We start from the raw sequence: 22,450 nt of genomic DNA on the forward strand, positions 1-22,450 counted from the left end.
TATGAGTACAGACGCAAACGTAAGATATTCTGATAAAGATTTAGCAGAGTTTAAAAAACTAATTACAGAGAAAATAGAGAAAGCACAGCATGACTTAGAGCTTATTAAAAGTGCGTATATGAACGACCATAATAATGGAACTGAAGATACATCACCTACTTTTAAAGCATTTGATGAAGGAAGTGCTGTTATGAGTAAAGAATCTAATTCTCAATTGGCCATTAGGCAAGAAAAATTTATTCGCGATCTTAAAAACGCATTGATTAGAATTGAAAATAAAACATATGGCATTTGCCGTGTAACGAAAAAACTAATTAATAAAGAGCGTTTAAAATTAGTACCTCACGCAACATTGAGTATAGAAGCTAAAAATATGCAATAATTATAAATTAATTTATAAAAAAGCGTCTCGGTTCTTAACGAGGCGCTTTTTTGTCTAAACATTATTATGTCCTTAAAAAAATCTACCCTCATCATTATCCTTATCCTACTTATTGATCAAATAAGTAAAATTTATATAAAGACCCATTTTAAACTCCAAGATAGTGTTGAAGTTTTTGGATGGTTTAAAATATTTTTTATCGAAAATGATGGCATGGCATGGGGGACAAAAATTAGCGATTTCACATCATTTATATCAGATAGAACAGCAAAAGTAATATTAACATTATTTAGGGTTTTTGCCATTTTTGCTATTGGTTATTGGTTATATAATGCAACAAAAAACAAAAACCCTAGAGTTCTTATATTAGCTATAGCTTTAATATTTGCTGGTGCTTTAGGCAATATAATAGATTCTGTTTTTTATGGTGTTATATTTGATAGTAGCCGTAATCAAGTCGCTACATTTTTACCAGAAGCTGGAGGTTACGATAGTTTGCTTCATGGTAAGGTTGTAGATATGCTATATTTGCCTTTATACAATGATTATTTACCTGATTGGGTTCCGTTTTACGGAGGTGAATTTTTTACGTTTTTTGAGCCTGTTTTCAATGTAGCAGATGTGGCAATAAGCGTAGGCTTTATCATGCTTATTGTTTTTTACAAGAAAGCATTTCCAAAGGATATCGAGAAAGTAAAGGTAAAGGAAGAAGTTGATAATTAAGAAAATCTAATTGTAAATGACTAAAAAATATAGATTATTTTAGGGGTTGCACAATAATTAATAATTCAATTAGGATCATTTTCTTAAACATCTGTGATTTCAGTTTTAGGCTCAAAATGCACAATCCAATCTTAAGTTTGGTTTTCGTTATAAAATTTATCATAGAAGGTTGTCGTAAGCTACAGTTCTCTTTTTTGATCATATAAAGAATAACTCTTCAGGTATATTATAGCTAAATCAAAATAAAGCGTCATAAATCAGCGTATAAAAAAGTTCATCATGTGTATAATCAAATTTTCTTCTAATACTTTTTGCTTGCGCCCATTTCTTTTCAATTGGATTTAAATCTGGACTATATGGGGGCAGGAATACTGGAGTATGTCCAGCCTTCTCAATAGCTTTTAATGCATCATTTCTTTCATGGAATGCAGCATTATCCAATACGATAACTGCATTGTTTGGTATGTTCGGGAGCAGCTCTTGGGTTAACCAAGCATAAAAGACATCTGCATTTATATAACAATCGAATAAACAGACATTAAACAGATTAAAGCCTACTATTGCTCCGATGGCATTTACCCAACCTCTAGCGTGCCAGTCCTTGCCAGCATAACACCTTTTCCCTTTTAAACTATAGCCATTACTTCTTGGTGCGTCCATAGCAAACCCACTTTTATCGAGATAGACTATAGCTCGCTTTTCTATAAATTCATATCTAAATATCTTGAGCTGGAAAATAAATCTTGATAACCAATCTGATTTAGGATGAAACAGCGTTTTTTTTATTACTAATATTTAAACGCTTTAAGGCATAAAATATAGCACTTTGACTAACTCCGAAGGTCTTTGCCCGCTCATATTGGTAATGGTCCGGGTTATCTTTTACATCTTTGGACAAAGCTTCCATATCTATTTTGGTAGAGGGCTTGTTTCGTTTGGTTTTGGGCTCAATACGTTTTTGCCACCTAAAAAGGGTTCTTATTGGAATAGAAAACCTTTCACTTAACTCTTGAAATGTTAGCCCCTCTTTTTGCTTTATCTTAAATACCTGTTGTCGGAAATCTAATGAATATGCCATACAGCAAGATACAAAAATAATATGACAAATTATAATGATTTAACTATATTTGATGAAGACCCAGATGGCAAAGAAAATTATGGAAACGTTGCAAAAGCTTATAAAGTGTCTTTTTTACCAACTACGTTCTTAATAGACATTAACGATTATTATAGGATGTCAACTACATGAAGATGCTTTAGATGCGAAACTTAAAGAGCTCTCTATGGTTATTAAAATAGCGTGAGTTTAACATAATATTTTTTTAAACTATTGACTTTCAACAAATTAAACCTATTTCAAGTTAAATATAGTCGAAATCTTTAAAAACAGATAGGCAGTTTCGTAAGTATAGCGAAATCTTAATTGACATAGTGTGTGATAAACGATAAACTTATTCGACTAGAAAGACCTGTCAGGTTTTTAAAACCTGACAGGTCTACAATACTCTATGTGATATTTTATTTTGATTTAACTATATAAAAAATACCCAGCCATTAATTTTAAAATAATGACTGGGTAATAAACTAAAGTAAACTTTTTAAACTTTAATAATTAGGATTTTGTATTAGCACACCTTTAGATAAGGTTACTTGTTGAACGGGTAACGGTACAACTTCATGAGTGCCTTCAATAAAACCCAATGGAGCTAATAACGTACTAGCTCTTCCTGTTCTAACCAAATCGTGAAATCTAAATCCTTCTCCAGCTAATTCTACACGTCTTTCATGATAGATGGCATCCAGTAGTGGTTGACCAACAAGAGTTGGGTCTAAGTCTGGTAAAACTGTTGCTGGTTGTGTGCCCCTCGCTCTTCTTCGTACTCTATTTACATAGTCTATAGCAGTTGCAGGATCCGAATCATAAACAGCTTCTGCATACATTAAATAGACGTCAGAAAGTCTTATAAGACGCACGTTGTTCGAGCTGTTGCTATTACCTCCAATATCTGGTTTAGGGTAATTGGTAAATGGTTCCCAGGCGTATTTCCTTACGTACCAATCTGTACCATAAGGTCTATCGCTAAAGAAAAGTGTAGCATCAAGTCTTGGGTCATTTGCTTCGTATTCATTTCTTAAATCCTCTTTAGCTTGTACAAATCCTCCACCTGTATTGTTGTTAGGGTTTACTCTTCGTGGAATTCCTGTTCCTAAAACGTTTGCATCTGTTACAAAGTTAATCTCAAAAATAGAACCAGAGTTCCACTCGCCTTCAGGCTGAAAAATAGTACTGTAATCTGATGTAAGCGAGTAGTTTAGTGCGAATAGTTGATCGCCAAAAGACCTAATTTGATCATTTTTATTTTGATACAATAATACACGCATCATAAGCCCAAGGGCAGCACCTTTATCTGCACGCCCTAAATAATCAGAATCTTTATTAAATCTTGACGGTAAGTTATCTATAGCAAACTGTAAATCTCTTTCTATTAATTGATAAACGTCCTCTTTTGAAGCTCTTGGTTGGTTAAATTCTGATATTTCTAATGGTCTTTCAACTAAAGGTACGCCTCCAAAAGAATTTACTAAATCAAAATAATATAACGCACGTAAAAAACTTGCTTCTGCTAAAATTTCTTGTTGTCTATCATCATCATCATCAAACTCAATATTAGGCACATTTGCCAATACTAAATTAGCAAAAAGAATACCTTCATAATTTACACTCCATAATTCCTCAAAAATGGGGTTAGAAGTTGTGAAGGCATACCGCTCTTTTTCTAGTAAAGGTGCATTATTAGTAGCGGTTCTTCCACCTTTTATAAAATCGTCTGTACCAATTTCCCCGAAAATAATATCGGTTCCCATAGTACCCCAAAAGTTGCTGCCATACAGTTCCCTCATAGAAGAATATGCAGAAACCAAAGCCTGTTCTGCCTGCTCAGGCGTTTTGTAAAAATCTTCCACAACAGGTTGCCCAAAATTCTTTGGATCTAGGTCATCATCACATGAAAATGTGAGTGTAAGCAATATAGCACAAAAGAAATATTTTACTTTTTCTATGTTTTTAATATATTTTTTCATTTTCATTTTTTTAAAAATTAACATCGATTCCAAAAGAAATAGTTCGTGAAGACGGGTACCTTCCTCTGTCAATACCTATATCTAAAGTAGTTCTGTTACCGTCTTGTGTTTGCGTATTGTCTATTCCTAATTCTGGATCTAAACCTTTATATTTTGTAAAGGTGATCAGGTTTTGACCCGCAACGTAAAGACGTGCAAAAGAAATAAACGTTTTATTTAAAACACTTTTAGGAATGGTATAACCCAATTGTATGTTTTTTAATCTTAGGTAAGAACCGTCTTCTACAAACCTACTAGATGCTAAATTATTGTTAGGAAATCCGTCAAAAGTTGCTCTAGGTACTGTATTAGAAGTACCTTCTCCCGTCCATCTATTCAAAAATTCAGTGCTTAAATTAGAGTCTAGAAACCCTTCTAACATCCATCCTGTGGCATTAAAAATATCGTTTCCTTTTGAGCCTTGAAAAAATGCAGACAAGTCAAACTGCTTGTAAGCAAGATCTAAATTTATTCCGTATGTAAAATCAGGCAAAGGGGAACCGATAATTTTTCTGTCATCATCATTAATTTCACCATTACCATCAATATCTCTATATCTTACGTCTCCCGGTTGGTTACCTGGTAAGCTTGCATTATTGTCAATTTCATCTTGATTTTGAAAGATGCCAATCATTTCTAACCCGTAAAAAGATGCTAATGAAAGCCCTACTTCTGTTCTGCTTAAATCTACAAACCCGTTACCAGCTCTTCCTGATGTAATTACACTACCTTCGTCTGCTAAACTTTTAACTTCGTTTTCTATAAAAGAAATATTACCACCTATACTAAAATTAAAGTCTCCTATTTGCCTCTTAAAGTTGGCTACAAATTCGAAACCTCTATTTTCTATTTCACCAGCGTTAACGGTAGGATTACCAGAAAAACCACTAAGACGTTGTATTGGTGTTTCCAATAATAAATCAGAAGTATTTTTTATAAAGTAATCTGCTGAAAATGTAATAGAGTTTTTAAGAAATGCTAAATCAACACCAAGATTAGTAGTTGTAGTTGTTTCCCATTTCAAATCTGGGTTTCCGGGTCTGGTAGGACCTAAGCCTATAGCTGCGGACTCGGTATCTCCAAAAACATAGTTGTTATTTGTACTAATAGTACTAAATATTGCTGAATTAGGAATGTTCTGATTACCTGTTTCTCCCCAACCAACACGAAATTTTACTTGATTAACAGTTTCTAAATCGAAAAATTTTTCATTATTTAAATTCCACGCAAAAGCTAATGATGGGAAATAAGCAAAATTATTATTTGATCCAAAACGACTAGATCCGTCTGCCCTGTAAGTTGCTGTAAGCAAATAACGTTGATCATAATTGTAATTTAATCTACCAAAGAAGGATAATAAATTAGATTGCGTTATTCTACCAGAATTTGATGCAGTATCTATAGCGCCAGAATCAAGCGTTGGGTTTTCTACTCCTTCGGGAATATTGCTTCTTGTGGCATTAACAGAATTAAATCTCGATTTTTGTGTTTCGTGCCCTAATAGCGCAGTAAGATCATGCTTCTCGTTAAATGTAGTTTGATAGTTTAGCGTATTAAACCATATTAATGTTCTGTTTTCAGATCTATTAAGCCTGTATATATTGGCGGGACGATTCTGTTCTGCTGATATAAAAAATTCCTCTTGAAAATTATCTACTTTTCCGTTGTTAATCTCTAAACCATAGTTAGAACTAAACGTTAATCCTTTTAAAAGATCTATATTTATAAAAACATTACCTAAAAAACCTTCTCTAGATGATGGAGAAAGATTGTATATCGTAGATCCTACAGGATTAGGAATTTCATTAGAAAATAATGGTCTTGCAGGTGTGCCGTCTTCATTAAAAATAGGAGAGGCAGGATCTATGGCATAACCAGTAAATGCTGTTTTAAGATTTGAGTTAATACCGCCATCTAAAACACCAACTGTTTTTGCTTTTGTATATTGAATGTTGTGCCCCAATTTAATTTTTGGTTTAATTTGGTAGGTATTATTTATTCTCAAATTAGTACGTTTAAATGAAGCATTTTTTACTATACCTTTTTGATCGAATTGACCGAAGGAGAAGTAGTAACTCGTTTTATCTGTACCTCCTGTAACAGATAACTGGTGGTTAGTGACTTCACCTGTTCTGTAAACGGCATCTTTCCAATTAAAAGATTCTAACGAAGCAGGATCTGCTAAATCTGGATTAATAGCATTGCCATCGTTTGTCCTTCCTTCATTATTTAAAGTGGCCCATTGTTCAGCATTTAAAACATCCAGGTTATCTATTTTTCGCTCAAAACCGTAGTAATGGCTATAAGAAATTAGTGGTGCTTTATTTTTCTTTCCCTTTTTAGTGGTAACTAAAATTACCCCGTTTGCAGCCCTAGAACCATAAATTGCAGTTGCAGATGCATCTTTAAGTACTTCAACAGATTCTGCGTCTGAAAAATTAATATTGGCGATGTTATTGATAGGAACACCATCCACGATATATAACGGATCTGCATTATTAACAGTACCAATTCCTCTAATTCTTACAGTAGGCGTAGAACCTGGCTGTCCAGAAGTTTTAGATACAGCTATACCTGCGGCTCTACCTTGTATGGCCTGAGCAAGTGAAGGTACTTGGGTTTTATCAATCTCATCAATATCTACAGAAGAAACAGACCCTGTAAGATCAGATTTTTTTACAGTTCCATATCCAACAACAACTACAGATTCCAGCTCGCTTACATTTTCCTTTAAAACAACATTTATAGTTCTTTGTTCCCCTACTGTTACTACTTTATTCACGAAACCTATATAAGAAAATTTTAAAACAGCATTTTTGTTGGACACTGAAATAGTATAGTTTCCATCAAAATCTGTGACCGAACCATTCGTTGTTCCTTGTTCAACAACATTAACACCTATTAGCGGATTTCCAAATTCGTCCTTTACCTCACCTTTAATTTGTATTTGTGTGGCTTTTGTTTCGGTGCTAATTCTATTTACCAAGATAATTTGTTTACCAACAGTTTTGTAGTCAATATTGGTATTTTCAAACAACTGCTTTAAAACATCAATCAATAAGGTTTTCTTTACATTTATAGATATTTGTTTTTCATGATTTAATTCAGCGTGATTGTATAATACATTAAACTCTGTTTGAGATTCAATGGCTCTAAACACTTCATGATAACTAACATTATTTAAATTTAATGTCACTTTTACATTTTGTGAATGACCGCTCGCTTGAATTTGAAAGAGAGAAATAAAAAAGAGATAAACTGTCAGTTTCATCTTCAGACTGATTTTATGGGGAATAAGACTTGATTTCCCAATTTGATTTAAGTTTTTCATACTTTTGTAATGGATGTTTGATTTAATAATTTTTTAGATCATGCAATTCTTTAATAGATCGGAAAATGTGCCAGCATTTTCCGGTTTTTTGTATGACCTCATTTGTTTAGTTAAGATGGTTCAATTCATTTTTTATTTAGTTTAGTGGTTAATTATTATGGTGTTTTCTCTAATTATGTATTCAAAAGAGAAATTTGTTTTAAAAGAATCTAAAACTTCCTTAATATTTTCTACTCTAAAAGTAGCCGTAAATATTTGTTCTGCTAGTTGTTCATTGTTATTAATAATTTCTACATTGTAGTGTTTTTCTAATCTTTTTATGATTTGATGAAATTTCAAATGTTCTATAACTAGTGTGCCATCAATCCAACTGGTATAAATAGAAGTATCTACTTTTTCAATTGTTATTTTTTGATTAGACTTATTCCATTTCGCCTTTTTTCCGGGCTCAAGTAACCTTGCATTTACTTTGCTATATGATTCATTTTCTGCATAAAGCCCAACAGAACCTTCTACCAAAACAGTATTAATGTTTTTATCCTCAGGATAGGAAGACACGTTAAATTCTGTTCCTAAAACTCTAATATTTAAGTTGTTTGCATTCACTATAAATGGATGCTTTTGGTCTTTATTTACTTTGAAGTAAGCTTCACCCGTTAAAAATACTTCTCTGTTTTTACCGCTTAAAAACTGTACTGGATATTTTAAAACTGTACCAGAATTTAAATGAATTAATGTGCCGTCCGATAAGGTCAGCTCAAAAGTTTTCCCGTAAGGAACAATCAATTCATTATAAACAAGTGTTTTAGAAACTGTGGTATTCTTATTGTGATAATTTAGTTTTTTACCTTTTTGAGTGCCAACAATTGATCCATTATCATCAGTAATGTCTAATGATTCGTTTGAATTGATTATTTGTGTTTTTCCGTTAGATAATTTTAAAATGATATCTTCAGTACTTTGAGACGTTTGCTCATGAAGTGGGTTTTCAGTCAACTTTTCTTTTGAAAAGTAACCAGTACTTGTAAAGTAATATGTAGAGCCCAAAGTAATAACCAAAATAGCAGCGACTCTTAAAGCGGCTTTTAAATAGTGGATCTTAGTGGATGGCTTTATTTGCTTTTGAATTTTTTTCCAATCACTTTTTTTTCCCTTATTTATTAACGTTATAGTTTCTTTCCTCGCTTTCTGACTTTTAAAGTCTTGAAGCCTTTTAACTATTTCTTCTGAATGTTCAGAACTAAATACCTGCTCAATCTCATTTTTTTCAATCTTGTTATGATTTAATAAAGAAGAAACCGATTTTTTTGCTAGGCTAAAAATATTTTGTAAATTTTTCATTGTCGGATATCAAAAAACTTAGAGGTTTTTTAATAAAACGACATAATAAAAGTGAAGAGTGTAAAAAAAAGCACTTTTTTTAACAAAAATTTAATAAAGTACGTTTTTTAGGTTTTTTTGAACCTAAACAGTTAAAAGAGCCAATACAAAAACGTAACAATCTTTTAAGAGAGGCCTTAATTTTTTATATGCTATTCTTTTTTGCATTTTAACCGTATTAATTGAAATTCCTAATTCTTCAGAAATATGGCTATTTTGATGTCCCCTCATACTTAATTCTACTACTTCTCTACATTTTAGGGGTAACGTTTTTATGGCTTCATTAACCAACCTAGAGATTTCTTCTATCAATACTTCTTTTTCAAAATAAGTGTCGGAAGCTATCATTTGAATGTCTAATGAAGTAGAATTATTTTTCATTTGACATTCTTTACTTTTTAAATAATCTAAACTTTTATTTCTTACTGAAATGTATAAAAATGCTTTTATAGCATCATTTCCTTGCGAAAGGATATCATGATTCCACAAACGAATATACACCTCTTGTACTATGCCTTTTGATTTTTCTAAGTTGTTTGTATACTTATTCGAAAAAAAACAAAGAGAAGCGTATAATGAATTATATACTTCATTATAAATTTTTGATATTTCTTTTTCCTTTTTTATTATGTTCAAATTTATATCCGTTATAAAAAATTGATAAACTTTTTTGTTGAGGGTTTTTAAATCATATTAGCAAAGTATAAAAAACTAAATATCAAAAGTACATAAAAAGCTAATTTTTACTTGATAAACTAAATAAAATCTAGCCAACTTCATATGATCTATTTTAGTATAAAAAAATCAGCTTTAAACTGAAATTTATGATGAGAGTGAAACTCAATGTTCGCAAAGATATTTTTTTTATTAATGAGATAAAAAGAACAATCAAATTAAAATAAAAAAGAGTTGACCCTATTACAAACTGCACATCGATTATGTTATAGATTACAAAGCGTGTATAAGGAAACATAGGTGTAAAATATCTTTTATGACTCCTACTCGAGAGGGTTTGTAATGATTAAAATTTAAAAATATGCTCGGGAGTTATGCAATAATCTAGCTTCACATCACCTTCAAAAATATCTGTAATTTTGTCTTCGGCTCCAAAAAAAGATAAGCCAATTTTAATCGTTTCGGGTTTACAATCGGTCAAAAAGCGATCATAAAACCCTTTGCCATAGCCAACTCTGTTCCCAGCTTTGTCAAATCCTAAAAGAGGCATGAAAACAACATCAATTTTATCATCTGAAATGTTGATACCATCAAGAGGTTCAGGAATGTTATAGCTATTTTTCTTAATTTTTGTGTTATCGGTTAAAAGGAAATGAGTCATAAGACCCGTTTTGAAATTACTTTTGGAAATAACAATGTTTTTATCTTTTCCAGATAAGATATTAAGGATATAATCGGTATTAACTTCTTTTTGTTCTTCGATAGATAAGAACACATGATAAAAAGTATACTCCCAAATGGATAATTTTAAAAGCTGATTTGCTATAGAAATACTTAAATCTTCAATTTGAGAAAACGATAAATCATTTCGAAGTATTTTGTACTTTTTTCGTAGCTTAGATTTAATCATAGCAGACCTTTTGAGTTTTTAGTAAACATTTATAAAGTTCCTTATAAAAGATAAAAAAGTAAATGATTTAATAGTATATTTTTAAATACATGTAATCGAAAATCAAGCACTTTTATTAAAAATAACTTCTAATTCATTAATAACAATAGGTTTCACAAGATAACCTTTAATACTATTTAAAGATTTTGCACGGTCAATATCTACTGGATTTATAGACGAGCTTACAATATAAAGCGTAATCAATTTATTAAACCTGTTTTTTATTTTTGTAAACTGTTCAATAAATTCCCAGCCATCCATAATAGGCATATTTAAATCTATAAAAATAATATCTGGAATTTTGCTGTCTTCTAAATTTTGAAGCAATGCTTCAAAGTAGTCTATGCTTTGTTTTCCGTTTTTAAAAATTATAAGATTTTTACAAAGCTTTTTTGTTTCAATAACACGCTTTACCAGATTTGTGTAGATGTCATCATCATCTATAATACAAGCAAGTTCGATTAGTTTGTTATTCATATTAAAAAGTAATTTTAAAGGTTGTGAATTTTTCAACTTCACTAAAAACATTAATTTCACCATTTAATGCCTCAATTTGGTTTTTTGTTATAAATAACCCAATTCCGACGGCATCTTTATTGTAATGAAATGTCTTGTACATTCCAAAAAGTTTACCTCCGAATTTTTCTAGATCAATTCCGATACCATTATCGGTTATTTCTAAAACTGTTTTAGAATTTTCTATATAAGATCTTATTTTTATAACAGGATCTCGTTCTGGATGCTTGTATTTAATTGAGTTTGTTATTAAATTCAACAGAATACTTTCAAGATAGGCAGGAATATAATTGATAGTATCAATTTTTGAAAAATCGGAATCTATCATTGCTTTATTTTTTGTGATTATTTGCCCAATAGATGTTTTTATGTGTTTTAAAGATTCGCTAAACTTAATGGGAGATATACTCTTATTTGTACTAGTTTGAATCGTGACAACTTCATTTAAATGCTCTATAGTATCATTTAAACTGGATGCTATGTCTTCTACAGTATTAATTAATTCTATTTTTTCTTCTTTAGATTCAGTAGCCTTTATTAATTCTACAACGAGTGATAAATTGCTAGTATGAGATCTTAAATTATGAGATACTATATGAGCAAAATTGAAGAGTCTTTTGTTTTGAGAAGCAATGATATTCGAAGTTCTTTGTAAACTCAATTCTTTTGCTTTTGTTTCATCAATATCTTGAAAAATACCACGCACACCAATGATTTTTTTCTTGTCATTAAATACAGGTTTTCCCTTAACTTTTGCCCAGAATTCGCGATTGTTTTTGGTAAGCATTTTTATTTCTGTATTAAATGATTCTCCATTAATATAACACATTACAAAAAGTTTTTTAACTAGCTCAAAAGATTCTTTTGGGTAATATGAAACGGATTTATTTATAGAAGGTATATAATCTTCAGGATATTCTAAGATTCTTCTTGTTTGCTGATCCCAATAACTTTTTCGTTTTATTAAATCCACATACCAACTACCTGTTGATGTCATCTCAGCAGTTTCTTTATAATAAAACTGACTCTTTTTTACCTTTTTATTGGTTTTATATTTCCGTTTATTAAAAAAGAGAAACTTTGAATTTGCTTTATTGTTGTTAAAATTAATGTCATCGTGATTTGTTGTGCAAACAAACTCTTTATATTTTCCATTTTTAGACTCAATTAGCATGCTCTGTCTAAAGTCCAAATTACTTTTAATAAAACTAAAATAATTATTTCTAAATTGATTGCTGTCGTCTTTATGAATAAGATTACTTAAAAAGAATTCTAAACTAATTTTTTTATTTTTTGTAGAGTACCCAAGATCGGATAAAAAAACTTTAGAACAATAAATGTTATTATTCTTCAACTCCAAATAACCAATATTATTATCAATTGGTTTTGGGGGCATTTTAATTTGTACCATGGTGTTAGAGAGACAGGTTTTAATTTTTTAATGAAGTAAACATAACATTAATTTAACAAATAAACGATAAAAAATGCATTTAATCGATAAAAGTGATCATTTAAACGAATTATCCGACAAATGTAGTTGCTGTTTTATGGGCTGGTTAAGACTAATGTGTTAATCTTTAAGTTTGACGCTTATATGGAAAAGCGCATCACCTTGATACACAATAGGGGCTTCATTTACATTTATTATATAACCAGTGTTATCTGCCTTTACAAAGTAATTAAACTTGCCATATGGATCTGTAATATTACCTAAAATATCGCCTTTCAGTACTTTAGAACTTATCTCTGCGGATGCCTTAAACATACCTGAATATTTGGCACGTTTCCATTTGCTTTCATTTATAAAGATGCAATCTTTTTTAGGGGTTGAAACCTTAAATTTAGATCTGAGCATGTTTAAATGGTTTAAAACACGTTTAGCACCATTAACGCCAGAATTAGTTATTAAATCATCTATGTGAAAAGACTTTCCGCCTTCAAAAAGAAGCATGGGCTTTTTTAACTTAACACACGTATGTCTAAAAGATTTGTTTAAATTTTTAGAATATAATACAAATGGAGCCCCAAATATTTCAGCTAGCTTATTAAGATGTTTGTCATTTTCTGCAATACGAATTTGTGGAGCATTAAATCTACCAGAACCTCCTGTATGAAAATCCATAATATAATCTACGTGAGGTACAATGTCGTGTATAAGTTTGTGAGCAACTCTGCTTGCTAAAGATCCATTTGAACTTCCAGGAAAAACACGATTTAAATCACGTCCATCAGGAAACTCTCGTTTTAAATTTATAAAACCAAAAATATTTATAACAGGCATGCAAATAATAGTACCACATTTTGGTTTGTTGATGCCTTTAGCAATAAGTTGTCTAACAATTTCGACACCATTAACTTCGTCGCCATGTATACCAGCAGTAAACAATACTACGGGGCCTGGTTTTTTAGAGCGTTCAATAATTACGGGAACATTTACAGGTGTGGATGTGTGTAAATTAGCAACATCAAAATTTGCTTCTATACGTTCTCCAGGGTTTATAGATGTACCAAGAATAGTTAATATGTCTTTTTGATTATCAGTCATTAATTTGGTTTAACTGTGTCTGTTTCTTTCTATATAAGTAATGATGCTTTTAGCAATGTTTTTGCCAGTACCGGTTTCGATACCTTCCAAGCCTGGAGTTGAGTTTACTTCTAAAAGCAGCGGCCCTCTTGTAGATTGTAGCATATCTACACCACAGACAGGAAGTTTTAATACTCTGGATGCTTTCATGGCAACTTTTAATTCGGCTTCATTCAGTTTTATAACTTCGGCGCTACCACCTCTGTGTAAGTTCGAACGAAATTCACCTTCTTTGCCTTGCCTTTTTATAGCGCCTATTACTTGCCCATCTACAACTAAAGCTCTTAAATCGGCACCTTTAGCTTCAGATATATATTCTTGTACCAGAGCTCTTGCTTGCAATCCATTAAAAGCTTCTAAAACAGACTCAGCAGCATTTTTAGTCTCGGCCAATACAACACCTAGCCCCTGAGTTCCTTCAAGAAGTTTAATGATAACCGGAGTCCCTCCAACGTGTGAAATTACTTTTTCAACATCTCTAGAATAATTAGTAAATACTGTTTTTGGCATACCAATTCCAGCTTTAGAAAGCCTTTGGAAGCTTCTTAGTTTATCTCTAGACCTTATAATAGCATCTGATGTGACAGAAGTAAATACATTCATCATTTCAAATTGTCTTACAACTGCACAGCCAAAAAATGTTGTAGAAGCTCCAATTCGAGGAATAATAGCATCTACATAATCTAAATAACGATCTTTATAATAAATGGTAGGTTTTTCTTTTTCAATAATAAGATCACATTTTAAGGGATCTATAACCTCCATAATATGTCCGCGTTTTTCTCCTTCTTGAACTAAACGCTCAGTGGAATATAAAAGAGGATTTCTAGATAGAATAACTACATTCATTATGTTTTAAATAAAAAGTAACATGTTTGCGTTTACAAAAAATAACCTGTCTAAAAATACAGGAAATTTCACGTAAATTGCAAAGAATTACTCATTGAACGCGTTTTAAATTTTTTCTATAGATGTGAAATTTGCATTTTACGCCCTAATTTGATTGTTTTTTATTTGATTTTGAATAAAATATCATCTCCCTTTCTTTATAATAAAAAATTAAAATAATTACCTTTGAATTAGATGAATACCCTGGATTTAGATATACAATTAAAGACCTTGCCAAACCAACCTGGAGTTTATCAGTATTATGATAAAGAAGGAACCATTTTATATGTTGGTAAAGCTAAAAACTTAAAGAAAAGAGTTAGCTCGTATTTTACAAAAACCCATGATAATGGTAAAACCAGAGTGCTTGTAAAAAAGATTGCGAGTATAAAACATATTGTAGTAGAAACAGAAACGGATGCTTTGTTGTTAGAAAACAATCTAATTAAGAAACACATGCCCCGTTATAATGTGATGTTAAAAGACGACAAATCTTATCCTTGGATTTGTATAAAAAAAGAACGTTTTCCTAGAGTGTTTTCAACACGTCGTGTCTTTAAGGACGGGAGCGAGTATTTTGGTCCTTATACTAGTATGAAAACGGTTTCAACATTATTAGATTTAATAAAAGGTTTATATCCTTTAAGAACATGTAATTACCATTTGTCTCAAGATAAAATAGAAGCAGATAAATATAAAGTATGTTTAGAATATCATTTAGGAAATTGTAAAGGCGCTTGCGAGGGATTAGAAACAGAACAAGAATATCATGATAATGTAAAAGCTATCAAAGAGATTTTAAAAGGGAATTTTAAAGACTCATTGACTCAGTTTAAAGTGCAAATGAAATATTTTGCGGAAGCCATGCAGTTTGAAGAAGCCCAAAAAATAAAGGAAAAAGTAGAAATATTAGAAAATTACCAAGCAAGATCCACCATAGTAAATCCAAAAATTAGCAATGTAGACGTATTCTCTATTATGAGTGACGAAAGTTATGGTTATGTTAATTTTTTACAACTCTCATACGGATCTATCATTCGATCACATACCTTAGAGGTAAAAAAGAAATTAGACGAAACAGATTTACAACTTTTAGAATTAGCTATCATTGAAATCAGACAGCGTTTCAACTCTAATTCAAAAGAAGTTTATGTGCCTTTTAAAGTGGATTTAGGTAAAGATATTAAAGTAAGTGTCCCAAAGTTAGGAGATAAAAAGCATATTTTGGATTTATCGCTCCGAAACGCCAAATACTATAGGATGGAGCGTTTTAAGCAAGATAAAATTGTAGACCCCGATAGACATGCCAATAGAATTATGGCGCAGATGAAAGCCGATTTGAGACTCTCTGGAGAACCAAGACATATTGAATGTTTTGATAATTCTAATATTCAAGGAACAAATCCAGTGGCTGCATGTGTGGTTTTTAAAAACGGAAAACCTAGTAAAAAAGAGTATCGCCATTTTAATATTAAAACTGTTGTGGGCCCTGACGATTTTGCTTCTATGGAAGAAGTTGTTTACAGGCGGTATAAACGTCTGGTTGAAGAAAAGCAACCCTTGCCACAGCTTATAATTATTGACGGAGGTAAGGGGCAATTATCTTCAGCATTAAAAAGCCTGGACGCATTAAATTTAAGAGGTAAAATAGCTATCATAGGAATTGCAAAACGTTTAGAAGAATTATTTTATCCAAATGACCCTATTCCTTTGTACCTAGATAAGAAAAGTGAAACGTTAAAGATTATACAACAATTACGAAATGAAGCACACCGTTTTGGAATCGAACATCATAGAAATAAACGTAGTAAAAGCGCGTTAAATACAGAGCTGGAAACTATTTCGGGGATAGGAGATAAAACAGTCGTAGAACTATTAAAACATTTTAAATCTGCTAAGCGGGTAGCGAATGCAAAATTAGATGAGTTGGAAGCTGTAGTAGGTGTTTCAAGAGCTGAAAAGGTTTATAATTATTATCATAATAAATGAAGTACGTTTTAGCATTCATATCGGTTTTCATTTGTTTTGAAGGGTTTTCTCAAGATGTAAAAAATGATGATGTTAAAGTAGGATTGGTACTAAGTGGTGGTGGCGCAAAAGGACTAGCTCATATAGGGGCTCTTAAAGTTATTGATAGTTTAGGAGTGAAAATTGATTATGTTGCTGGTACAAGCATGGGGGCTATTATTGGAGCATTGTATGCATCAGGCTACTCAGGAAACCAACTGGATTCTATTTTTAAAGAAATCAATTTTGACAATATTATAAATGATAATTTACCAAGAGGATCCAAAGCATTTTATGAACGTGATAATGATGAAAAATATGCAATAAAACTTCCTTTCAATGGTTTTAAGATTTCATTACCATCAGCACTTTCTAGAGGGCATAACACATACAGCTTACTTTCAAGATTAACATTACATGTTAGTGAAATAAAAAACTTTAACGAGTTGCCCATTCCATTTTTTTGTGTTGCTACTAATATTGAAACAGGACAAGCCGTTATACTAGATAAAGGGAATTTAGCCCAATCTGCTATGGCTAGCGGCGCATTGCCTTCAATATTTCAACCAGTCGTTATTAATGATCAAATCCTTACGGATGGCGGTGTAGTAAATAACTATCCAATTGATGAATTGAGAGCTAAAGGAATGGATGTTATTATTGGAGTAGACGTTCAAGATGGATTAGCTGGTCGTGAAGAATTAATTTCTGCACCAGACGTCTTACTTCAGATTAACAATTTTAGGACTATTAAAGATATGAAAGTAAAGATCCCTAAAACGGATATTTACATTAAGCCGGATATTGAAAACTTTAACGTGGTATCTTTTAATGAAGGTTTTGAAATTATAGAAAAAGGTAGACTAGCCGCCATAAATAAAGCCGAAGCTTTACAGACTTTAATAAAAGAGAACCAAAAGAAAAGCATCACCTCGAAAATAAAAATAGAAGCACAGGATAGTATTATAATTAACAAGGCTTCTTTTGCAGGGAAGGATCGCTATACGAGAGCTTACATTATGGGTAAATTAAAGTTGAAACCTAATAAAAAAGTAAGTTATGAAGACTTTAATAAGGGTGTAAATAGTTTAGTAGCAACAAATAACTTTGAAACATTTCAGTATGAGTTTAGAAAATCGAAAGAAAAAGAAGGCTACGATTTATTTGCAACGATAATAGAAACTAAAAACACAGCTTTTATTAAAGCAGGTGTTCATTATGATGATTTGTATAAAAGTGCGCTGTTAATAAATCTAACTAAAAATAATTTACTGTTTGATAGTGATGTAGCCTCATTAGATCTGATTTTAGGAGACAATGTTAGATATAATTTTGAATATTTAATTGATAAAGGTTTTTATTGGAGTATCGGATTAAAATCCAGATATCAGCAGTTTCATAAAAATATAAGTGCCCAGTTGCTACTTGAAGATGATCAAATTGTTGGTACGGGATTGAATAAAATAGATGCCGAATTACAAGATCAAACCAATCAGATTTATGTGCAAACATTGTTTAGAAAAGATTTTGCGCTAAGTCTAGGGGCAGAACACAAGCGTTTAGAAGTGAAATCTCAAACAATCATGTCAAATGATAGAGATGATGAATTCCTATTTGAAAACACCGATTATTTGAGTGTCTTTGGGAATTTAAAGTTAGACACTTATGACAATAAATATTTTCCAAAAAAAGGATATTATTTTAATGGTGATGTACATCTATACCTTCATGCATCAAGATTTAACGAGAACTTTGAAAGATTCTCTATAGCTAGAGCAGACATCGGTTATGCTTTTAGCGTTTCGGATAAATTGGCATTCAATTTCCAGTCTAATGGAGGGTTTAAATTAGGCGATAAATCTACTCAAGCGTTAGATTTTGCATTGGGCGGTTATGGTAATAATTTAATAAATAATTTTGTGCCGTTTTTAGGGTATGATTTTCTTTCGATTACAGGAAATAGTTATGTGAAAGCATCAGCTATTGCGGATTATGAGATTTTTAAAAATCATCACATTACCTTAGAAGGAAACTGGGCCAACGTAGATGATGATATATTTGAAACTGGGGAATGGTTTTCATTTTCAGATTATAATGGCTATGCATTAGGATATTCTATAGATACCTTTGTCGGCCCCATTCAAGGGAAGTTTAGTTATTCTCCCGAACAGAAAAAAAGTATCTGGTTTTTCAATATAGGTTTCTGGTTTTAATAAACCGTTTTGACATTCCCACGAAGGAGGGAATCTTTTAAAACAACAAGAGATATAATTAAAACTCCAAAAAAATCACGATATTTGTAAGGTTATGCAAACTTTTTGGCAAGGACTTTTAGCATTCTTACACTATCTTATCAAGAGAAATCCTGAATAGGCAGGTTTTATTGTATCTTTAAATATATCATTTTAAAGTTTAGGACATTGAACCTATAAACTTTATAATTTTTTAATCTTTAATTTTAGAAACAATGCCTTTTTATCATAAATTAGGAAATATTCCGCGTAAACGTCACATACAATTTAGAAAGCCAGATGGCAGTTTGTATTACGAGCAGTTATTTGGTACTATTGGTTTTGATGGTATGTCCACCAATAGTTATCACGAACAACGTCCCACACAAGTAAAAGAAATTAAGAATCAGTATAGCGTAGCACCAAAAATTGCTTTAAAAAATAATATCAAATCATATCGTTTAAAAGGCTTTCAGGTAAAGCCAGAACAAGACTTTTTACAAAGTAGAAAAACGATATTGGTAAATAGTGATTGCGCTATTATATTGGCAGCACCAAAACACTCTACAAACGATTATTTTTATAAAAATACAGATGCAGACGAACTTATTTTTATCCATAAAGGAACAGGGAAATTAAGAACCATGCTGGGTAATCTCGATTTTAAATATGGAGATTATCTATTAGTGCCAAGAGGTGTTATTTATAAAATAGATTTCGAAACCAAGGATAATAGACTGTTTATAGTCGAGTCCCACAGACCAATATATACGCCAAAGCGCTATAGAAATTGGTTCGGACAATTATTAGAACACTCACCATTTTGTGAGCGAGATATTCGCAGGCCTGAAGAGTTGGAAACCTATAATGAATCTGGAGATTTTTTAATAAAAGTAAAAAAACAAGGAGATATTATAGAAATGGTTTACGCATCACACCCGTTTGATGTGGTCGGTTATGATGGATATAATTATCCGTATGCCTTTTCAATTCACGACTTTGAACCTATAACAGGGCGTATTCATCAACCACCACCAGTACATCAAACTTTCGAAACCGATGCCTTTGTGGTATGCAGTTTTGTTCCGCGTTTATACGATTATCATCCGCAGTCAATTCCAGCACCATATAATCACAGTAACATAGATAGTGATGAGGTATTATATTATGTAGATGGTGATTTTATGAGTAGAAATGATATCGATGCAGGTCACATATCATTGCACCCAGCAGGAATCCCTCACGGGCCACACCCAGGAGCAGCAGAAAGAAGTATTGGTAAACAAAAAACCGATGAACTTGCTGTTATGGTAGATACATTTAAACCACTTATGGTTACAGAAGAGGCTATGAAAATTGCCGATGAAGATTATCATAAATCTTGGTTATAGCCCCTAAATCCCCAAAGGGGACTTTTATTAGTGTAAATAATATAAATGAAGTATAATTAAATACTTAAAACCCGTCCAGTTTTGAGTTTCTCCCATTTGGGGAGATTAAGAGGGGCTTAATTATGAGTAAAGACATAAAATCAGTAAACTACGGTTTAGAAAAAATATTTGAAGGTGCACAAGATTTCTTGCCGCTTTTAGGAACAGACTATGTAGAATTCTATGTAGGCAATGCAAAACAATCAGCACATTTTTATAAAACAGCATTTGGATTCCAATCTTATGCCTATAAAGGCTTAGAAACAGGATCTAGAGATTCTGTAAGTTATGTGCTTAAGCAAGATAAAATTCGTTTGATTTTAACAACACCGTTACATAGTACCTCACCAATAAATGACCATATTGTAAAACATGGTGACGGGGTAAAAGTCATAGCGCTGTGGGTTGAAGATGCAAGAAAAGCATACGAAGAAACCACAAGTAGAGGTGCAAAATCATATATGGAACCTGTTGTAGAAAAGGATGAACACGGTGAAGTTGTTAGAGCTGGAATATATACATATGGTGAAACCGTACATATGTTTGTAGAACGTAAAAATTATAACGGGACATTTTTACCAGGTTTCAGGGAATGGAAATCAGATTACAATCCAGAACCATTAGGGCTTAAGTATATAGATCATATGGTAGGTAATGTAGGTTGGGGAGAAATGAATACATGGGTAAAATGGTATGAAGACGTTATGGGCTTTGAGAATTTCTTGTCCTTTGATGATAAGCAAATCCATACAGAATATTCAGCCTTAATGAGTAAAGTAATGAGTAATGGAAATGGACGAATAAAGTTTCCAATAAACGAACCTGCTGAAGGAAAGAAAAAATCACAAATAGAAGAATACCTTGATTTTTATGAAGGCCCAGGAGTTCAGCATATAGCCGTAGCAACCGATGATATCATTACTACGGTTTCTAGCTTAAGAACTAGAGGGATTGAGTTTTTATCCACGCCACCAGAAGAATATTATAAAGCAGTGCCAGGAAGGTTAGAAGAACATAGTCATGAATTGAGAGAAGATATCGAGACGTTAAAAAGCTTAGGGATCATGATTGATGCTGATGAGGAAGGCTATTTATTGCAAATTTTCACTAAACCAGTTGAAGACAGACCAACATTATTTTTCGAGATTATTCAGCGTATGGGAGCTCGTGGTTTTGGAGCAGGAAATTTTAAAGCACTCTTCGAATCTATTGAAAGAGAGCAAGCCAATAGAGGTACATTGTAATATATATATATGTAAAATCTAGGTAAAAACTCCATCATTTATTTGTTGGAGTTTTTTTGTTTATTGTAACAAATTAATGTTAAGCACTTCTAATTAATAGTGGAGAGTCGAAAGAAATTTTTATTTTTGGAACAGTAATTGTAATTTCTAAACATATAGCAATAAAATGTACATTAAGAAGTTACATTATCAAGACCCATACAAATGAAAAGAATACTACTTATATTAACAGCAATATTGGCTATGCAAATGTCCTTTTCTCAACAAGAATCGGCATTTGAAAATGGTGAATGGTTCAAATTTAGAATGAGTTATAGCGGCTTTTTAAAAGCGGGGAATGCCACACTTGCAGTAAAAGATTCTAAACTAAATAACAAAGATGTATATCATGTAGTCGGAAATGGTTGGACAACTGGTATGATAAAATGGTTTTTCAAAGTAAAAGACAGATACGAAAGTTACTTTGATAAAAAAACCATTATGCCTTATAAATTTATTAGAAAAATAGATGAAGGAGGTCATACTAAAGATCTTGAAATAGATTTCGATCAGGTAAAACATAAGGCATACGTAAACAATAAAAAGTATAAAAAAAAGACAGTTATTGATACGAAACCCAATATTCAGGATATGGTCTCTACGTTTTATTATTTGCGTAATAATTTAGATACCAGAAAATTAAAGCCAGGTAGTGAAGTGAGGGTAGATATGTTTTTTGATGAAGAAAATTATGGGTTCAAACTACAATATATCGGAGAGGAAACTATAGAGACTGATTTTGGAGAAGTTGAATCTTTAAAGTTCAGACCGTATGTTATGGCTGGACGTGTTTTTAAAGAAGAAGAAAGTTTAACTCTATGGGTGTCAAAAGACAAAAATAAAGTACCTTTACGAATCAAAGCAGATTTAGCAGTTGGCTCTCTAAGAGCAGACCTTGAAGCTTTTAAAGGGTTAAAGCATCCTTTTAAAATAGTTGTAGATAATTAATAG

The 22,450-nt window shown here is 31.8% G+C and carries 19 protein-coding genes; 8 read left to right on the forward strand and 11 right to left on the reverse strand.

Going from position 1 to position 22,450, the window contains the following annotated elements; genetic code table 11:
- The first annotated feature begins 1 nt into the window (after position 1).
- Together Q4Q39_RS12195 and Q4Q39_RS12200 are read left to right on the forward strand one after the other, a co-directional pair.
- A complete protein-coding gene (locus tag Q4Q39_RS12195) occupies positions 2-382 on the forward strand; it encodes a TraR/DksA family transcriptional regulator (RefSeq protein ID WP_303282771.1) in 381 nt (126 codons plus the stop codon).
- Between the two features lie 66 nt (positions 383-448).
- Complete coding sequence (locus Q4Q39_RS12200; RefSeq protein WP_303282772.1) at positions 449-1,105, forward strand: lipoprotein signal peptidase; 657 nt, start codon at positions 449-451, stop codon at positions 1,103-1,105.
- A 237-nt stretch (positions 1,106-1,342) separates the two neighbouring features.
- On the opposite strand, the gene Q4Q39_RS12205 is transcribed toward Q4Q39_RS12200, so the two are convergent.
- Both Q4Q39_RS12205 and Q4Q39_RS12210 read right to left on the reverse strand, forming a co-directional pair.
- Positions 1,343-1,900 (reverse strand): transposase, encoded by a 558-nt coding sequence (locus tag Q4Q39_RS12205; protein WP_345075378.1) that lies wholly within the window; start codon positions 1,898-1,900, stop codon positions 1,343-1,345.
- Positions 1,866-2,183, reverse strand: a complete 318-nt coding sequence (locus Q4Q39_RS12210; protein ID WP_303282773.1) for an IS630 transposase-related protein — start codon at positions 2,181-2,183, stop codon at positions 1,866-1,868. Before Q4Q39_RS12210 ends, Q4Q39_RS12205 begins: the two co-directional genes overlap by 35 nt.
- A gap of 21 nt (positions 2,184-2,204) precedes the next feature.
- Between Q4Q39_RS12210 and Q4Q39_RS12215 the strand changes: the two genes are divergently transcribed.
- Positions 2,205-2,354, forward strand: coding sequence for a hypothetical protein (locus tag Q4Q39_RS12215; protein ID WP_303282774.1), 150 nt, complete (start codon positions 2,205-2,207; stop codon positions 2,352-2,354).
- Between the two features lie 356 nt (positions 2,355-2,710).
- Here the strand turns inward: Q4Q39_RS12215 and Q4Q39_RS12220 are convergent, their stop codons facing one another.
- The 9 genes from Q4Q39_RS12220 to rimK all read right to left on the reverse strand — a co-directional run bounded on the left by Q4Q39_RS12220 (position 2,711) and on the right by rimK (position 14,509).
- Positions 2,711-4,186, reverse strand: coding sequence for a RagB/SusD family nutrient uptake outer membrane protein (locus Q4Q39_RS12220; RefSeq protein ID WP_303282775.1), 1,476 nt, complete (start codon positions 4,184-4,186; stop codon positions 2,711-2,713).
- Positions 4,187-4,196: 10 nt separating this feature from the next.
- The gene (locus Q4Q39_RS12225) at positions 4,197-7,496 is read right to left on the reverse strand and encodes a TonB-dependent receptor (RefSeq protein ID WP_303282776.1); all 3,300 of its coding nucleotides are present in this window, start codon (positions 7,494-7,496) and stop codon (positions 4,197-4,199) included.
- A gap of 201 nt (positions 7,497-7,697) precedes the next feature.
- Entirely contained in the window at positions 7,698-8,897 is a 1,200-nt protein-coding gene (locus Q4Q39_RS12230; protein WP_303282777.1) for a FecR family protein, read from the reverse strand.
- A 123-nt stretch (positions 8,898-9,020) separates the two neighbouring features.
- Positions 9,021-9,572, reverse strand: a complete 552-nt coding sequence (locus Q4Q39_RS12235; protein WP_303282778.1) for a sigma-70 family RNA polymerase sigma factor — start codon at positions 9,570-9,572, stop codon at positions 9,021-9,023.
- Positions 9,573-9,957: 385 nt separating this feature from the next.
- Positions 9,958-10,521, reverse strand: coding sequence for a 5-formyltetrahydrofolate cyclo-ligase (locus tag Q4Q39_RS12240; protein WP_303282779.1), 564 nt, complete (start codon positions 10,519-10,521; stop codon positions 9,958-9,960).
- Between the two features lie 102 nt (positions 10,522-10,623).
- Positions 10,624-11,037 (reverse strand): response regulator, encoded by a 414-nt coding sequence (locus tag Q4Q39_RS12245; protein ID WP_303282780.1) that lies wholly within the window; start codon positions 11,035-11,037, stop codon positions 10,624-10,626.
- Position 11,038: 1 nt separating this feature from the next.
- On the reverse strand, positions 11,039-12,487 hold the full coding sequence (locus tag Q4Q39_RS12250; protein WP_303282781.1) for a PAS domain-containing sensor histidine kinase: 1,449 nt from the start codon (positions 12,485-12,487) through the stop codon (positions 11,039-11,041).
- Between the two features lie 159 nt (positions 12,488-12,646).
- The gene (locus Q4Q39_RS12255; protein WP_303282782.1) at positions 12,647-13,621 is read right to left on the reverse strand and encodes a succinylglutamate desuccinylase/aspartoacylase family protein; all 975 of its coding nucleotides are present in this window, start codon (positions 13,619-13,621) and stop codon (positions 12,647-12,649) included.
- Between the two features lie 9 nt (positions 13,622-13,630).
- Positions 13,631-14,509 (reverse strand): 30S ribosomal protein S6--L-glutamate ligase, encoded by an 879-nt coding sequence (gene rimK, locus Q4Q39_RS12260; RefSeq protein ID WP_303282783.1) that lies wholly within the window; start codon positions 14,507-14,509, stop codon positions 13,631-13,633.
- Between the two features lie 234 nt (positions 14,510-14,743).
- Between rimK and uvrC the strand changes: the two genes are divergently transcribed.
- From uvrC to Q4Q39_RS12285, 5 genes are all read left to right on the forward strand, one after another.
- The gene (gene uvrC, locus Q4Q39_RS12265) at positions 14,744-16,537 is read left to right on the forward strand and encodes an excinuclease ABC subunit UvrC (protein ID WP_303282784.1); all 1,794 of its coding nucleotides are present in this window, start codon (positions 14,744-14,746) and stop codon (positions 16,535-16,537) included.
- Positions 16,534-18,768, forward strand: a complete 2,235-nt coding sequence (locus Q4Q39_RS12270) for a patatin-like phospholipase family protein (RefSeq protein WP_303282785.1) — start codon at positions 16,534-16,536, stop codon at positions 18,766-18,768. Before uvrC ends, Q4Q39_RS12270 begins: the two co-directional genes overlap by 4 nt.
- Positions 18,769-19,022: 254 nt before the next feature.
- Positions 19,023-20,177, forward strand: a complete 1,155-nt coding sequence (locus Q4Q39_RS12275; RefSeq protein WP_303282786.1) for a homogentisate 1,2-dioxygenase — start codon at positions 19,023-19,025, stop codon at positions 20,175-20,177.
- Positions 20,178-20,299: 122 nt separating this feature from the next.
- Positions 20,300-21,460, forward strand: a complete 1,161-nt coding sequence (hppD, locus tag Q4Q39_RS12280) for a 4-hydroxyphenylpyruvate dioxygenase (protein WP_303282787.1) — start codon at positions 20,300-20,302, stop codon at positions 21,458-21,460.
- Positions 21,461-21,664: 204 nt separating this feature from the next.
- Positions 21,665-22,447 carry a DUF3108 domain-containing protein gene (locus tag Q4Q39_RS12285; RefSeq protein WP_303282788.1) on the forward strand — a complete coding sequence of 261 codons (783 nt, stop codon included), beginning with the start codon at positions 21,665-21,667 and terminating at the stop codon, positions 22,445-22,447.
- Positions 22,448-22,450: the final 3 nt, after the last annotated feature.

Origin of the sequence: Flavivirga amylovorans (genome assembly GCF_030540875.1) — a bacterium.
GTDB lineage: Bacteria > Bacteroidota > Bacteroidia > Flavobacteriales > Flavobacteriaceae > Flavivirga > Flavivirga amylovorans.

Bases quoted from the DNA above. Each gene is read 5' to 3' on its own strand.
- Q4Q39_RS12195 (WP_303282771.1), top strand. From the start codon at position 2: ATGAGTACAGACGCAAACGTAAGATATTCTGATAAAGATTTAGCAGAG.
- Q4Q39_RS12200 (WP_303282772.1), top strand. From the start codon at position 449: ATGTCCTTAAAAAAATCTACCCTCATCATTATCCTTATCCTACTTATT.
- Q4Q39_RS12210 (WP_303282773.1), bottom strand. From the start codon at position 2,183: ATGGCATATTCATTAGATTTCCGACAACAGGTATTTAAGATAAAGCAA.
- Q4Q39_RS12215 (WP_303282774.1), top strand. From the start codon at position 2,205: ATGACAAATTATAATGATTTAACTATATTTGATGAAGACCCAGATGGC.
- Q4Q39_RS12220 (WP_303282775.1), bottom strand. From the start codon at position 4,186: ATGAAAAAATATATTAAAAACATAGAAAAAGTAAAATATTTCTTTTGT.
- Q4Q39_RS12225 (WP_303282776.1), bottom strand. From the start codon at position 7,496: ATGAAACTGACAGTTTATCTCTTTTTTATTTCTCTCTTTCAAATTCAA.
- Q4Q39_RS12230 (WP_303282777.1), bottom strand. From the start codon at position 8,897: ATGAAAAATTTACAAAATATTTTTAGCCTAGCAAAAAAATCGGTTTCT.
- Q4Q39_RS12240 (WP_303282779.1), bottom strand. From the start codon at position 10,521: ATGATTAAATCTAAGCTACGAAAAAAGTACAAAATACTTCGAAATGAT.
- Q4Q39_RS12245 (WP_303282780.1), bottom strand. From the start codon at position 11,037: ATGAATAACAAACTAATCGAACTTGCTTGTATTATAGATGATGATGAC.
- Q4Q39_RS12250 (WP_303282781.1), bottom strand. From the start codon at position 12,487: ATGGTACAAATTAAAATGCCCCCAAAACCAATTGATAATAATATTGGT.
- Q4Q39_RS12255 (WP_303282782.1), bottom strand. From the start codon at position 13,621: ATGACTGATAATCAAAAAGACATATTAACTATTCTTGGTACATCTATA.
- rimK (WP_303282783.1), bottom strand. From the start codon at position 14,509: ATGAATGTAGTTATTCTATCTAGAAATCCTCTTTTATATTCCACTGAG.
- uvrC (WP_303282784.1), top strand. From the start codon at position 14,744: ATGAATACCCTGGATTTAGATATACAATTAAAGACCTTGCCAAACCAA.
- Q4Q39_RS12270 (WP_303282785.1), top strand. From the start codon at position 16,534: ATGAAGTACGTTTTAGCATTCATATCGGTTTTCATTTGTTTTGAAGGG.
- Q4Q39_RS12275 (WP_303282786.1), top strand. From the start codon at position 19,023: ATGCCTTTTTATCATAAATTAGGAAATATTCCGCGTAAACGTCACATA.
- hppD (WP_303282787.1), top strand. From the start codon at position 20,300: ATGAGTAAAGACATAAAATCAGTAAACTACGGTTTAGAAAAAATATTT.
- Q4Q39_RS12285 (WP_303282788.1), top strand. From the start codon at position 21,665: ATGAAAAGAATACTACTTATATTAACAGCAATATTGGCTATGCAAATG.